The following is a 13751-nucleotide window of genomic DNA, read 5'->3' as shown; positions in this document are numbered from 1 at the left end:
TTTGTTTTTTTGATTTTTTTATGATTGTTGTGGTGTATTATGATGCAAATTTCAACCAAGAATATTGATTCCGTGTATACTAATAATACTTCAAGCAATGCTGCGGCCTTCCGCCAAGGCTTGCACGATGGCATCCCCATAGGATTGGGATATTTTGCCGTAGCCTTTTCTCTGGGAATTATTTGCCGTTCATCCGGTCTTTCTGTATTCCAGGGCTTTTTAACAAGCCTGCTCAACAACACTTCAGCCGGTGAATTTGCCGCCATTACTCTCATAGGTCAAAACGCCAGCTATACCGAAATAGCACTGGTCACCCTCATTGCCAATGCACGCTACATGCTGATGAGCTGCGCACTGAGCCAAAGGCTCAGCAGTGCACAAAGCTTTATGCATCGTCTGGTCATCGCCTTCGCTGTAACGGATGAGCTTTTCGGGATTGCTATCTCCCGTCCCGGTGTTTTAAATCCATACTATTACTATGGAGGCATGGCAGTAGCCATTCCAGGCTGGTCGATTGGCACAGCCAGCGGCATTATCGCCGGTGCAGCGCTGCCAGAACGCATTGTCAGCGCACTGAGCGTTGCGCTGTTTGGCATGTTCCTTGCTATTATCATTCCGCCGGCACGCGAAAGCCGCATCATTCTAACTGTTGTAATCACAAGCTTCGTCGCCAGCTTCGCAGCAGCATATCTGCAGCCGTTGGCACAGCTTACCGGCGGTACGCGTACTATTATCCTCACTGTAGTCATCGCAGCGGCTGCAGCCTGGCTTAGGCCGGTACAATCCCAGCAAACGGAGGACTAGCAGATGGAACACAATATTTACATTTATATTGCCGTAATGGCGCTTGTTACCTACGCTATCCGCGTGCTTCCGCTCACACTCATCCGTAAGGAAATCAAAAATCCCTTCATACGTTCGTTTTTATATTATGTCCCCTACACGACTCTCGCAGTAATGACCTTTCCTGCAATCCTGCAGGAAACGCAAACACCTGCTGCAGGTGCACTTGCCCTCGGCGTCGGCGTTGCCACCGCCTGGCGCGGCATGAGCCTTTTTCATGTTGCTTGCTGCTGCTGCGCCGTTGTGTTTATCGTAGAATTTATTATGGTGCCGTAAGACACAAAAATCCGCCGGCTCAGGAGATTTTTCTCCAATCCGGCGGATTTTTTTGCTTCTATAAATTAACGTGCATTTAATCCCAATTCATTAATCAAGGCACGCTGCAAAAGATTAGAAAAATTAAAATATTTTTGATGAGAACCATTATTGCTCTTCACATAAACAAAACCATTTTGTAAAAGCAATCTGATCATTTCTTTATGGGTTAGTGGCATAAACGCAACCTCCTTTAATTTATTATATTACGTAATATTACGTATATAAAGGAATGCACGCTGCAACAAAAAAGTCTTCGCACACATCCGAATATGCACGAAGACCAAAATAATTTATTAAGCTTCTATCTCACAGCAGCCAATGGAACATGCCGAAATAAGAGAAAACACACAACACGGAAACGCCCAGCGCAGAAACGCCGAACATTTTCATAAACAGATTCTGCTGCTGCTTCTGATTAGCATTAGCGGCCGAAGCATATGCTGCCAACGCCAACGCACCGCCTGTAGAAAGCGGACTGATGGCAGCGACATGTGAAATCGTTGTAATCGAGGAAGCCAATTCGAACTCATTCACCCCGCCAAGCTGTTGGGCAACATGCGGCACAGTCGGCAGCAGCGTAGGCATAACAACACCGCTGCTTGAGCTGAACCAGCTCATAATTCCGGAGGTAAGTCCCATAACAGCGGCAGCACTTTTAGCGCTCATCAGCGAAACAAGCACATTGGAAAGCACCTCAATACCGCCGAGATCTATAATCAGCTGCATCAAAACACCGACACCGGTAATCAGCAGCAGCGTATTCCAAGGAATGTGCCTGATAGCTTTGCTCTCATCGGAAACACGTAAAAAGGACAATACCGCAGCAACTGCAAAGCTGACCAGTCCGACATTAATACGCAAAAGCATAACCATAAGCACCATCACTACAATACCGGCAATAGTCGTCAGCTGCCTTTTGTTAAAGCAGGGAACTTCTTTTTTCTGCTCCACAGCAGCAGAACGCAGCTTATAACCACCCAATAAAATGTAGACAATAACAGCATAAATAGTAAATGAAAGAATGCCATTCATAAGAAAATCATTTTCAATACCTGTTAAGCCAAACTCTGCACACAGATTCGCACCGATAATGCCGGTAGCAGCAAGCGGTGATAAACCACCGGCGCAAGAACCCAAAACAGTTAAGGTTGAAAGCAGCACAGGACTGATTTTCATTTCTGCTGCCAAGGACATAGAAAAAACCATCATTATCGCCATAGTAGGCACGGAGCCTGGACCAAGCGCAGCAAGTATAATCGAGAATACATAAATGATGATCGGAATCAGGTAAACACGCTTACCTGCCAAGGAAATAACTTTTTGTGCCAGTAAATCCAGACTGCCGTTAATCTGTGCCAAACTGAACAAATAAGTTACACCCAAAAGCATCAGAAACAAAGAAGCATTGAAGCCTTTAATAATTTCCGCATCACTGATGCCTGCCATACGTCCCAAAAGCAAGGCAAAAGCTATGCACAAAAGACCCGTATTCATTTTACGGATAAAACCAAGCATTATCGCCAGCAGTAAAAAACCCAAGGATAACAGAGCCATCGAAAACCTCCAAAAAATTTATTTGAGAGTGTATTTGAGAGTGTAACAACGGGAATATTAAATATAACAGAATCGCCATTTATATAATAACACTTAGGAATTACTTTGTAAAACAGTAGTTTTGTTTATCTTATTCTTGTTTGGCATTAAAATTATTCCACGCAGGAATAGTCTTTTTATTGTCGCCAGCAGTGCAGATATATGCTATGCTATTCCAACTCTTCAACGTAAAATAGTTTATTTCCTGCAAAATAAATGTTACAATAAATAATTGAGAGAAGATTAGACAGGTTTCATGGCTAAGCTGATGCCGTGAACCTGATGATGGAGATGATTGCTTTGCCAAATTACGCAGATATCAACGGACGGCCGATGAAGAAGCTGCAAATAGAACAATACCTGCGCAAGCTGCAGCTCAACGACTTTGAGCCAACTGTTAATTTAGCAACCCTGACTAAATTGCAGGACGCGCACCTCAAATATATTCCCTATGAAAATTTTGACTGTCTAAACGGCAAAATTACCTCGCTCAAAAGACAGGATATGTTCAATAAGGTTATCATGCACAACCGCGGCGGTATCTGCTTTGAGCTGAACGGACTTTACAACTGGCTTTTGGAATCCCTGGGCTTTGATGTGACCAGCTATTCCGCCCGCTTTATCGATAAAATGGAAACCTACCAGCTGCGCCGCCACCGCGTAATGTGTGTAGCTTTAGGCGATAAGCGTTATCTTACCGATGTCGGTGTGAACAGCGAAAGCCCGCGTGTGCCGCTGGAAATTACTGAAGGCCTGATTCAAAGCGACGGCATCAGCCAATACAAATTTACCCGCAGTGAATTTTGGGGCTGGCTGCTCTGGCAGAAGGAACGCGGCAAAATCTGGAAACGCCTCTTTGGCTTTACCGAAGAGCCGCAGATAGACAAAGACTTTATTACCGCCAGCTTCTGGTGCGACGCACATCCAGACTCACCGTTTATTAAAAGTAAAAAGCTGTCTATTTTCCGCGAGGACTGCAATATTACCGTTCGCGGCAACTATTTGAAATTTTACCTCGGCGGTCGCGTTAAGTACCGCTATAAAATTAACACCGGTGCTGAGCTTAAGGAAATTCTTTGGGAGTATTTCGGTATTAATGTAGAATACCGCCTCAAGGATGATGGTGTAGAATACTAAGCCCGGCAGGAGATTTATAACATGCCTGATTTATTTTTTCCGAGTTATACAAAAAAAATACTGTCTGCCTTGAACGCTGTCGGCTATGAAGCCTATCTTGTCGGCGGTGCCGTGCGTGACCTGCTTTTGGGCAAGTCACCGGACGATTACGATATTACTACCAATGCTCTGCCGGAGCAGGTTTTAACAGTTTGTAAGCAAAATGGTTGGAAAACTGTTGACCAATTAGGTCATAATTTCGGCTGTGTAGTCATCGTTATCAACGGCGTTGCTACCGAAGTAACAACCTTCCGCGGCGAACGCTATAACGATGAAGATATGCATCGCCCTGCCGCAACCTGGTTTTGCAGCAGCCTGCGCGAGGATTTGTGCCGCCGTGATTTTACGGTCAATGCTATGGCCTTGTCTCTTGACGGAACTCTGCATGACTACTTTGGCGGCCGGCAGGATTTGCAACAGAAAATTTTACGCACTGTAGGTGACGCTAAGCAACGCTTTCATGAGGATGCGCTGCGTATGCTGCGTGCCTGCCGCTTTGCGGCACAGCTTGGCTTTACGTACGAGCAGGCAGGTTGCGAAGCACTGCCTGCCTGCGGTGCGCCGAACACACCCTACTACCTGCCGCATGGCTATAGCTTTCCGGTAGAACGCTGCGCCGGTCTTTCGTTGGAGCGTGTACGCAAGGAACTGGAAAAGCTCCTTACATCTGAATATGCAGGCAAGGGCTTAATGCTGATGATGGCAACAGGTCTTTTAGGCGCAAGCTGCCATGCCCGCGAAAACGGCAACGATACTGTCATTCCCATTCTGCCGGAAGCGCTGCACCTTTTAGGACTGCACCAAAATCCGCGCTTTCATTTATACGACACCTGGGAGCACACACTGCTGGCACTCGACAGCAGCCCGCGTGATTTAACCATCCGCTGGGCACTTGTGCTGCACGATCTGGGCAAGGGCTTGCCGAATGTCCGCAAGCTGAACAAGGAAGGACAGCCAAGCGATCCCGGCCACGAAGCAGAAAGCGCCAAAATGTCTAAGGCTATCCTGACACGCCTAGGCTATAACAAAAGCTTCGTACATCTGGTAACCTGGCTGGTAGCGCAGCATATGCGCTTCGCGCCTATGCTGCTCACCGGCGAGCGCACCCTGCTGCGCTGGGTGCGCAGCGAAGCTGCCAACTCCGGCTTCCGCACGCAGGCAGAGCTGACGCAGGCTTACAGCCTGCTGGTCGAGGTTTTTCTTGCGGATATGGGCGCTACCCACGCCCGCGAGAACGAACAGCTGATGGCCGAAGGTCGCCTCTTAGGACGTCAGGTTGTGGAGCTGGTACGCACACGCATGCCAGTATGCACCAAGGATCTTGCCATCGGCGGACGCGAGCTGTTGGAGCTTGTTCACCAGGCCGAAATCAAAAATATTCTTACCTACCTGCTGGAACGCGTACAATCCGGCAATCTTCCCAACGAAAAAGAAGCTTTGCTCACAGCAGTCCATAAGCATCAAAAGCGCAAAGCTACAATCAGTTCAGGAGACAACGTATGAAAACAAAACGCATTTTACTGGCCATTGTTTGCCTGATAGTAATTTTAGGCGGCCTTAATTATCTTTTGCAGCAATCCCCTATGCCCATCGGCACTCCCGGCAGCACACCGGCAGCCGGTGCCGCACAATTCGTTGGCAAGCACGATATCAAGGATTCACCCTATTTTAAACATCCTGATTTTTATAATATGCAATCTGACGAGCATCTTACTATTCTGCCGAAATTTGCAACTACGCAGCAAATCACTCATTATACCTGTGGTCCGGCAGCAGCAAATATGGTAGTAAAATATTACAAGGGCAAAACGCTTGATGAAGAGCTGGACGTTGCCAAAATCATGGGCAGCAGCAAAACAGTCGGCACTAATACCAAAGGCATGGTAAACTACTTTGAAAAAATCGGCTGGGAGGTTCATTCCTCCATTAAAGATAAAACTCCCGACAGTTATAAGGAGTTCCTTAAATTTGTCGATAGTAATCTGAAAAAAAATACCCCTATTATTGTAGAAAACGTCGATTGGGGCGGGCATTGGCGCGTCATCATCGGTTACGACAGCATGGGCACAGCACACCCAAGTGACGATGTGCTTATTATGGCAGATCCCTATGACACCACCGACCATCTGCAGGACGGCTACAGCATTGTGCCTGCAGAACGCTTCTTCTATATGTGGTTTGATCACCAGCTTTTCCCGCAAAGTGAGCAAAAACGCCAATGGCTGACGGCTAAACCGAAGGCTTGATGGTTCCGAAGAAAACATTCTATATTTTTTCCAAAAATAAAACCGTTGCCGCATTTTTCATGCAGCAACGGTCTTTTATTTTATATGTATAAACTTTTAGCTTGCAGCTTCCTGCTCCGCTCCACGCACATGCGTGAAATAAGAGTAAACTGCTACGCTCATAAGCACGCAGCCGGCAAATACAAGCACATAACGCGAGCTCATAAAGCTGCCCAAGGCACCGCCAAGCAGCGGTCCTACAACACCGCCAAACTGCTGCGCGCTCGTAACCAGGCCAAAGGCCTTACCGCGCATATTAGCAGCAGTAACACGCGTCAGGTTAGCATTGATATTAGGCACAGCGCCTGCCAGGAACAGGCCGTAAACAAACTGAATAGCTGCAAACTGCCAAACAGTATTGATGAACACCTGGAAAAGGTTAATAAAACCGGCAATAAAGGTTACAATACAGAAAACGCGCACATAACCGAAGCGTTGGCCGCGTTTTCCCCAAAACGGCGCCGCCAAAATGCCGGTAATGCCGGACAGTGAGAAAACTACACCGGACATCTTGATAGCAGCATCACCCATATCATGCATCAGCTCGCCTACGTACAATGTAATCAGCGGCTGAATCAGCATTACGCAGGTCTGCACCACAAAGAACATAGCCATAATATACAACAGGCCCTTGTTATGCAAAGCATTCTTTAAATCAGCCAGCAGATTACTTGCTTCGCGCGCGCCCTTATTCAGCACGGACATATCCTTAACTATAAACACAACCGCACTTGTAGCAATAAACAAGGCAAAACTGCCTACATAAAACGAAGCACGCATGCCAAACCAGCTGCTCAGATAACCGCCCATCAACGGTCCCATGATAGTGCCGCTGGCTACAGCAGTCTGCATCAGGCCCATGCCCCAGCCCATGCGCTCCTCCGGCAAGGATGAAGACGCCATCGACATACAGGCAGGCACAAAGCCGGCAACAACACCGCACACAATGCGCACCAAAAGAAGCTGATAGACATCCTGACAGACGCCTGTCAGGAAATAGGTCAGCGCTAAGCCATAGCCGGCGCGAATCGCCATCTTTCTCTGCCCGACATGGTCAGCCAAAGCGCCCCAATATGGTGCCATCACAGCCGAACCCATAAAGGTTACGGCAAAGGTAATGCCTGCCCAGAAGTTAACGTCAGGCTGAGCAACATGCAGCTCACGCAAAAGATAAACAGGCAAAAACGGTATGCACATAGTATAGCTGGCACAGCACAAAAATACTCCCAGCCACAATACAGGCAAATTTGCCTTCCAGCTGCTTTTGTTGTCAGAAGTAAAAGCTTGTATTGACATTTTATCTCCCTCTCATCTCTCTAATTGCTATTATAACACAATGCAGGCAGATAGTCACAGCAGATAAATGCCGAAGCTTTTTCTTTCTAGACAATAGATACACTTTTAGCGTATAATATTGTTTAGATTAAATTCGTATTGTTAGCGATAAAGTAAATCGCTGACAACTTTATCAGCGTAAAATAAAAATGCAGACCTTGAGCCTGTAAAGGAGAGTGCAGAATTTGAAACCTTATAGCATGCAAGAATTAGAAGAATGCGGCTTTTTATCAAAAATATTCGGCAGCAAGCCTACCGAAAACGGCTGGAAGGAGCTCAACAATCTGTTGGCTACAGCACCAGACGCTTTAGCTGTCAGTGCCGATGATGTACATCACGCTCTGAAAAAATGGGGCGTAAAATTCAACGATGATAATTTCAACCAACGCAGCGGTATTTACCGCAAGCTGGCAGATGTTATCTTCACTGAAGTACAAAATAAAGAAGACAGCCTTTGGGCGCAGCTTGCACACTTAGCTGAAATTTTGGAGCTGCCGCCGCATCTGGCAAAGCAGGCTGATAAGGCAGCAAAAACAGCTGCTTATTTTGTCCGTTGCCGTGATTTGCTTGCAGGCACCGAAAAGCTGGATATAAAACAATTAAATGACTTATTCGGCTATGACTACGAAGACAGCCTTTCCATGCGTAAGCAGGTTTTCCAAGCACACTTCAACCTGAAGTTTGATGAAATCAGCAACGCACAGCGCTATACTCCGGAAGAAGAAGCTGCCCTGCGTGCCGATTGCGCAACATTGGATATCCCTTACGAATTAAAGAACAATATTGTCAGCGCTCTGGAAAAATACCGCAGCCTGTGGAATGCAGAGCATATGCCTTTAGGCGATATCAAGCAGGATGCTTTCCCGCTCAACCCCGGCGAAATCTGCCACGCCTATACCAACTGCGGTCTCTGCCAAAACAAAATGATAGAACGCGAGGACAATTACTATGAGCTGACACGCAAATTCCGCATTGATGAAACTGTTTCCTTCAAGGGCGAAAAAATCGAGCATCCCAAATTCACCGAAGAAATGACTATTATCGAAGAGCTCGGTATGTTCTTCCTTACCAACCAACGTTTAGTTTACATTGGTAAGAAGAATGCCTTCCATATCCCGCTCAACGTTCTCAGCGGCGCTGATTTTGACGGCATCAATATGGTAACCTTCCATCACACCGATGGTACCGACAGTATCTTTAAATTCAGCGACGAGGCTGCCGGAGTTTTATACATTCTGTTCGAAAGAACCTTAAAGGCTGCTAAAGCTTAAAACCGCATACATAACAAAATACCCCTGCAGAAATTTTTCTGCAGGGGTTAAATTTTTATCAGCTGTAACATTTACAAGACAGCTTAAGCCGTCAAAGAATTACATGCACTCTTTGATTGCTTTAGCCATACGTTGGATACCTTCAACAATGCGGTCATCCGGCATGTTGGAGTAGTTGATACGCATGCTGCGGTCAGTCTTCTGGTTCGGATAGAAAGCATCACCGATAACGCCGGCAACCTTCATCTCGATGCATTTGTTGAATACTTTGCGTGCGCTTACGCCTTCAGGGAAGGTCAGCCACAGGAACAGACCACCTTCCGGATGAGTCCATTCGGTACCAGCCGGGAAGTATTTCTCCATGGATTCAAGAATCAGATCACGACGATGTTTGTACAGAGCAACGATTTCTTTAACATGCTCATCCAGATCGTATTGTTCCATGTAAGCATCTGCAACGCCTTGGTCAAAGTTAGAGGTGTGCAGGTCAGCACTTTGTTTGATTTTAACAAACTCGCTCAGCAGGCTATGCTCTGCAGCGATCCAGCCAAGACGCAGGCCCGGGCAGAAAATTTTGGAGAAGGTGCCCAGGAACATAACCAGGCCTTTGGTATCCATAGATTTCAGGGATGGCAGGATAGTGCCTTCATAGCGCAGTTCGCCGTACGGATTATCTTCGAGTACAGGCAGGTTGTGTTTGTTAACAACTTCCATGAATTTTTGACGGCGTTCCATGGACCAGGTACGACCGGTCGGGTTTTGGAAGTCAGGAATTACATAGATAAATTTGCAGTTCGGAGTGGTGGACAGGATTTTATCCAGCTCTTCCGGAATCAGACCACCGTTATCGGTCGGAACCTCAACAAATTTCGGTTGGTAAGCGTTGAATGCGTTCAGAGCGCCGAGGTAGGACGGGCTTTCGCACAGAACAACGTCACCGGGATCCAGGAACAGCTTGCCTGCGAAGTCCAGGCATTGTTGAGAACCGGTGGTAATCAGAATGTCATCGGGATCAACATTGGTGTGGTATTTATCAGCCATGCGTTTAGCAATTTTTGCACGCAGAGACGGACGGCCTTCGGTGGTTGCATATTGCAGCAGTTGGCGACCTTCCTTCAGTACCAGGTCATGAGAAACCTTGGCAATTTCTTCTACAGGGAACAGTTCCGGTGCAGGCAGACCGCCGGCAAAGGAAATAATATCAGGCTGAGCAGTTAATTTTAACAGCTCGCGGATTTCAGAAGCTTGCATACGCTCCATACGTGTTGCGAATTTCATGATTAAAAACCTCTCTTCATTGGAAACTATATTATTTTACCGTAACACTTATTGTAGCACCACAATCTAAAACAAACAAGCAAAATACCGTTTTCGATTAATTCTATCTATTTTTACGGTAAATTATGTTAACTTGTTAACGGTTTACACGGAAATTTGTTTGTTTTAATATTTCAGATACTTCAGCAAGCCATCCAGGCCTTCCATGATATCATCATAGGTCACTTCAAAGTCACCGGTATACCACGGATCAGCAATGCTTGCGCCCTTACGCTCGGTATAATCCAAAAGCAGGTGTACCTTATCCTGCGTATCTTCACCGATAACTCTGCGTAAATTATGAATATTATTGCTGTCCATCACCAGAAGTAAATCATAATATTCGTAGTCACGCTTTGTTACCTGTACTGCATGCTTGCCTGCGACGCTGATGCCAAGCTGTGCCAGCTTATTGCGCGTGCCGTAATGCACAGGATTACCGATTTCTTCTCTGCTCGTCGCTGCCGAAGCAATTTCAAAATCAGCGGCAATACCGCGCTTTTTTACAATGTCCTTCAATAAAAACTCTGCCATCGGCGAACGACAGATGTTGCCGTGGCAGATAAAGAGAATTTTATGCATTGGTGTATCCTTTCTAAAACTTAAGAATTAATTAGAGCCTTATTTAATCCGTTTCTGAATATCTTCAACAGATGGCAGTTGCTTTTCCAGATCATCAGGCAGGCTACTGGTTATTTTGTATTCGCTTACACCAATCGGCTTTGAAATATCCTTGAGTGAATATTCTGCAACCACATTGTTTTTGCTTTTGCACAGAAGCAAACCAATGGACGGATTATCCTGCTCTTTTTTCAAAATGCCGTCCACGGCTGACAGATAAAAGTTTAGCTGACCAGCATATTCCGGCTTGAAATCACCGGTTTTCAATTCGATAACTACATAACAGCGAAGATTCAGGTTATAGAACAACAAATCAATGTAAAAATCATCGCCGCCTACATTCAGGTGATACTGGTTGCCCAGAAAAGCAAACCCTGTTCCAAGCTCCAGAAGGAGCTTTGTGACATCCCTAACAAGTGCCTGCTCAATATCCCGTTCGAGCATATCCTCCCGGAAAGGAATAAAATCAAATACATATGGGTCTTTCATTGTCTGCACCGCAAGTTCACTTTGCGGAGACGGTAAGCGGTGATCAAAATTTGCAACTTTATCTGCCAGAACCTGCCGCTGATACAAACCGCTTTCGATTTGATGAATCACAACATTGTGAGACCATCCATTCTCAGCCGTTTTTTCAATGTACCATATACGCTGTTGTGGGTCTTTGACTTTTTCCAAAATTGCAATATTATGGGACCACGGAATTTGTGCAGACACCGTCTGCACAAATTCCCGATCTGGATAGATCTCAGCAAATTTTGCCATATATTTTAGATTACGAACAGAATATCCCTTACTTTCTGGAAAAGCAATCCTAATATCAGTGGCAAGATTGTCAATAAACTTGTTGCCCCATGATTTATGTTCATTAATCACACAACCTATATCATGATAAAGGAGCAACATATCTACATTCGCATGAACTGCTGCACGGTACTGTGCAGCCCTGATTTCGCTCTTGATATTTTCGATAATGGAAAGATACTCAGTTGTATTCATTAACACACTCATCGCCTCGCTTTCACATAATTCTTATCATTATTTTCTCTATATAAGATGTTTTAATACTCAATCCTAAAATAATCAAGATATGCCTTATATCTATCCTGCGCAGCAAGGCAGGTATCCATCAGATAACCATTTTCCTTGCCCCACTCTTTTAAGCCACGATAGTAAAACATTTTCAGATTATCCTCTATAATAAACGGAACAATATGATACTTTAGGCACTCTTTAAACATAATCAGCCTGCCAACGCGACCATTACCATCCTGAAACGGATGAATCCTTTCAAAACGCACATGAAAATCCAAAATATCTTTAAACGTCTTACTCTTTTTCGCATTATATTTTGCCAAAAGCGCTCGTATCTGCTCGCTAACCTCTTCCGGTAAAGCGGTATCTCTGCCGCCAACCTCGTTCGGAAGCTTTTTATAATCACCGACAGCAAAACAATCCTTACGCGCATCACTCGTGCCGGTTTTCAAAATAAAGTGCAATTCCTTAATCAGCTTTTCGGATAAAGCAGTCTTTGCCTTATCTATAAGCAAATCAATACAGCGAAAGTGATTAGCAGTTTCAATAACATCATCCACGTTCAAAACTTCATTTTCCACACCAATCGTATTCGTTTCAAAAATATAACGCGTCTGCTCATGTGTCAGTCTGCTGCCCTCCATATGATTAGAGTTATAGGTCAACTCAATTTGCGTTTTATGATAGATGCCGCCTGCATATCTGCTTGCTTTTTCTTCCTGCAGAACCTTTAACAAGCTACGCTCGCTCTGCTTAATCTTATTAACACGCTCCGGTTTTACTGCCGTTTCCGGAATACTCCATACTCTGCCATTCAGTTCTGCTCCCTGCACACGTCCCTGCGCACAATAATTACGCACGCTGCGCTCGGATATCTGCCACTTTTTCGCTGTTTCCGCTACTGAAAGATACTTCATCTGCTCACCTCCGTTACGTTATATCTAAGAATAGTATAGCATGTTGACGGCAAAAACTTCAATTAATTTGTTTTGATAGCCAATTATTTTTGCCGTCAAAACAAGAAACAACCCCCAAAGCCGGACGATAAATCCTGCTTCAAAGGTTGCTTCATTGGAAGGCTATTCACATGTATAAAAGGAAATTTATTATAGCTTACAATTCGTATAGCTTGGCATTTTCCAAAAACTCTTCTACCGCAACGCCCGTCTGACGCGGAGCAAAACAGGTGTGGCCTGTATCTAGCTTGCTAATTTCCTGCATTTCCGCATCCGTCAAGGCAAAGTCAAAAATGTTCAGATTATCTGCCATACGCTGCGCATTAGCAGATTTTACAATCGGCACAACGCCACGCTGCACCTGCCAACGCAAAGCAACCTGCGCGACAGATTTTTCATGCGCCGCAGCAATTGTCTGCAATGTTGCATTAGCCAGAAAATCGGCCTGTCCTGCTGCCAGCGGTGACCATGCCTGCATAACAATATCTTTATTCGCCATATAAGCACGCTCTGCTTCACGCTGATAAAAAGGATTACATTCAACAAAATTTACTGCCGGCTTAACCTTGTTCCAAAAAACAAAATCCGCCAATTTGTCCTGCGTAAAATTATCTACACCTATAGCGCGAACCTTTCCTGCAGCATACAATTCCTCCAAGGCACGCCAAGCACCGTAATAATCATTATACGGCTGATGAATCAAATACAAATCAACATAATCTAATCCCAGCTTTTCCATAGAGCGTGCAAAGCCGCGTTTAGCACCCTCGTAGCTTGTATCTGTAATCCACAGCTTAGTGGTAATGAAAAGCTCTTTTCTGTCCAAGCCGCATTTTTTGACAGCCTGACCGACTGCGACCTCGTTCGCATAAGCAGCAGCCGTATCTATAAGGCGATAGCCTGTTTTGATAGCCTGAATAACTGCCTCTTCACAAGCCTTTAAATCTGTCATACGAAAGACACCATAGCCGATTTTCGGCATTTCTACTCCATTATTCAAA

The 13751-nt window shown here is 45.3% G+C and carries 14 protein-coding genes; 6 read left to right on the top strand and 8 right to left on the bottom strand.

Annotation, left to right across the window (positions count from 1 at the left end):
• Nucleotides 1-39: 39 nt before the first annotated feature.
• Together RDW05_RS07590 and RDW05_RS07585 are read left to right on the top strand one after the other, a co-directional pair.
• On the top strand, nucleotides 40-804 hold the full coding sequence (locus RDW05_RS07590; protein ID WP_307978514.1) for an AzlC family ABC transporter permease: 765 nt from the start codon (nucleotides 40-42) through the stop codon (nucleotides 802-804).
• A gap of 3 nt (nucleotides 805-807) precedes the next feature.
• Nucleotides 808-1119, top strand: a complete 312-nt coding sequence (locus tag RDW05_RS07585; RefSeq protein ID WP_276765409.1) for an AzlD domain-containing protein — start codon at nucleotides 808-810, stop codon at nucleotides 1117-1119.
• Nucleotides 1120-1184: 65 nt separating this feature from the next.
• Here RDW05_RS07585 and RDW05_RS07580 read toward each other — a convergent pair whose 3' ends face one another.
• On the bottom strand, nucleotides 1185-1337 hold the full coding sequence (locus RDW05_RS07580; RefSeq protein ID WP_307978513.1) for a type II toxin-antitoxin system HicA family toxin: 153 nt from the start codon (nucleotides 1335-1337) through the stop codon (nucleotides 1185-1187).
• Nucleotides 1338-1467: 130 nt separating this feature from the next.
• Nucleotides 1468-2715, bottom strand: a complete 1248-nt coding sequence (locus RDW05_RS07575; RefSeq protein WP_293723085.1) for an SLC13 family permease — start codon at nucleotides 2713-2715, stop codon at nucleotides 1468-1470.
• Between the two features lie 321 nt (nucleotides 2716-3036).
• Between RDW05_RS07575 and RDW05_RS07570 the strand changes: the two genes are divergently transcribed.
• Genes RDW05_RS07570 through RDW05_RS07560 form a run of 3 tightly spaced genes read left to right on the top strand, consistent with a single transcriptional unit; the run spans nucleotide 3037 to nucleotide 6176 of the window.
• Nucleotides 3037-3891 (top strand): arylamine N-acetyltransferase, encoded by an 855-nt coding sequence (locus RDW05_RS07570; protein WP_307978515.1) that lies wholly within the window; start codon nucleotides 3037-3039, stop codon nucleotides 3889-3891.
• A 21-nt stretch (nucleotides 3892-3912) separates the two neighbouring features.
• On the top strand, nucleotides 3913-5433 hold the full coding sequence (locus RDW05_RS07565; RefSeq protein ID WP_307978508.1) for an HD domain-containing protein: 1521 nt from the start codon (nucleotides 3913-3915) through the stop codon (nucleotides 5431-5433).
• Nucleotides 5430-6176 (top strand): C39 family peptidase, encoded by a 747-nt coding sequence (locus tag RDW05_RS07560; protein ID WP_307978506.1) that lies wholly within the window; start codon nucleotides 5430-5432, stop codon nucleotides 6174-6176. Before RDW05_RS07565 ends, RDW05_RS07560 begins: the two co-directional genes overlap by 4 nt.
• Nucleotides 6177-6272: 96 nt before the next feature.
• On the opposite strand, the gene RDW05_RS07555 is transcribed toward RDW05_RS07560, so the two are convergent.
• On the bottom strand, nucleotides 6273-7511 hold the full coding sequence (locus tag RDW05_RS07555) for an MFS transporter (protein WP_307978504.1): 1239 nt from the start codon (nucleotides 7509-7511) through the stop codon (nucleotides 6273-6275).
• A gap of 239 nt (nucleotides 7512-7750) precedes the next feature.
• On the opposite strand from RDW05_RS07555, the gene RDW05_RS07550 reads away from it, so the two are divergent.
• Nucleotides 7751-8821, top strand: a complete 1071-nt coding sequence (locus RDW05_RS07550) for a hypothetical protein (protein WP_307978502.1) — start codon at nucleotides 7751-7753, stop codon at nucleotides 8819-8821.
• A gap of 99 nt (nucleotides 8822-8920) precedes the next feature.
• On the opposite strand, the gene RDW05_RS07545 is transcribed toward RDW05_RS07550, so the two are convergent.
• From RDW05_RS07545 to RDW05_RS07525, 5 genes are all read right to left on the bottom strand, one after another.
• Entirely contained in the window at nucleotides 8921-10099 is a 1179-nt protein-coding gene (locus RDW05_RS07545) for a PLP-dependent aminotransferase family protein (protein ID WP_304161104.1), read from the bottom strand.
• 165 nt (nucleotides 10100-10264) lie between these two features.
• Nucleotides 10265-10720 carry a low molecular weight protein-tyrosine-phosphatase gene (locus RDW05_RS07540; protein ID WP_304107280.1) on the bottom strand — a complete coding sequence of 152 codons (456 nt, stop codon included), beginning with the start codon at nucleotides 10718-10720 and terminating at the stop codon, nucleotides 10265-10267.
• A gap of 39 nt (nucleotides 10721-10759) precedes the next feature.
• Nucleotides 10760-11758 (bottom strand): PDDEXK nuclease domain-containing protein, encoded by a 999-nt coding sequence (locus tag RDW05_RS07535; RefSeq protein WP_307978498.1) that lies wholly within the window; start codon nucleotides 11756-11758, stop codon nucleotides 10760-10762.
• 62 nt (nucleotides 11759-11820) lie between these two features.
• Nucleotides 11821-12711: a Fic family protein gene (locus RDW05_RS07530; protein WP_307978497.1), complete on the bottom strand. Its 891-nt coding sequence runs from the start codon at nucleotides 12709-12711 to the stop codon at nucleotides 11821-11823.
• 196 nt (nucleotides 12712-12907) lie between these two features.
• Nucleotides 12908-13732, bottom strand: coding sequence for an aldo/keto reductase (locus tag RDW05_RS07525; RefSeq protein ID WP_374111022.1), 825 nt, complete (start codon nucleotides 13730-13732; stop codon nucleotides 12908-12910).
• Nucleotides 13733-13751 lie beyond the last annotated feature (19 nt).

The organism is uncultured Phascolarctobacterium sp. (assembly GCF_902463975.1).
GTDB lineage: Bacteria > Bacillota > Negativicutes > Acidaminococcales > Acidaminococcaceae > Phascolarctobacterium_A.
This window is presented reverse-complemented; position numbering and strand designations above follow the sequence as displayed.

What these genes read in the sequence shown, in the direction of transcription:
- RDW05_RS07590 (WP_307978514.1), top strand. Translation starts at nt 40, where the DNA reads ATGATGCAAATTTCAACCAAGAATATTGATTCCGTGTATACTAATAAT.
- RDW05_RS07585 (WP_276765409.1), top strand. Translation starts at nt 808, where the DNA reads ATGGAACACAATATTTACATTTATATTGCCGTAATGGCGCTTGTTACC.
- RDW05_RS07580 (WP_307978513.1), bottom strand. Translation starts at nt 1,337, where the DNA reads ATGCCACTAACCCATAAAGAAATGATCAGATTGCTTTTACAAAATGGT.
- RDW05_RS07575 (WP_293723085.1), bottom strand. Translation starts at nt 2,715, where the DNA reads ATGGCTCTGTTATCCTTGGGTTTTTTACTGCTGGCGATAATGCTTGGT.
- RDW05_RS07570 (WP_307978515.1), top strand. Translation starts at nt 3,037, where the DNA reads ATGATGGAGATGATTGCTTTGCCAAATTACGCAGATATCAACGGACGG.
- RDW05_RS07565 (WP_307978508.1), top strand. Translation starts at nt 3,913, where the DNA reads ATGCCTGATTTATTTTTTCCGAGTTATACAAAAAAAATACTGTCTGCC.
- RDW05_RS07560 (WP_307978506.1), top strand. Translation starts at nt 5,430, where the DNA reads ATGAAAACAAAACGCATTTTACTGGCCATTGTTTGCCTGATAGTAATT.
- RDW05_RS07555 (WP_307978504.1), bottom strand. Translation starts at nt 7,511, where the DNA reads ATGTCAATACAAGCTTTTACTTCTGACAACAAAAGCAGCTGGAAGGCA.
- RDW05_RS07550 (WP_307978502.1), top strand. Translation starts at nt 7,751, where the DNA reads ATGCAAGAATTAGAAGAATGCGGCTTTTTATCAAAAATATTCGGCAGC.
- RDW05_RS07545 (WP_304161104.1), bottom strand. Translation starts at nt 10,099, where the DNA reads ATGAAATTCGCAACACGTATGGAGCGTATGCAAGCTTCTGAAATCCGC.
- RDW05_RS07540 (WP_304107280.1), bottom strand. Translation starts at nt 10,720, where the DNA reads ATGCATAAAATTCTCTTTATCTGCCACGGCAACATCTGTCGTTCGCCG.
- RDW05_RS07535 (WP_307978498.1), bottom strand. Translation starts at nt 11,758, where the DNA reads ATGAATACAACTGAGTATCTTTCCATTATCGAAAATATCAAGAGCGAA.
- RDW05_RS07530 (WP_307978497.1), bottom strand. Translation starts at nt 12,711, where the DNA reads ATGAAGTATCTTTCAGTAGCGGAAACAGCGAAAAAGTGGCAGATATCC.
- RDW05_RS07525 (WP_374111022.1), bottom strand. Translation starts at nt 13,732, where the DNA reads ATGCCGAAAATCGGCTATGGTGTCTTTCGTATGACAGATTTAAAGGCT.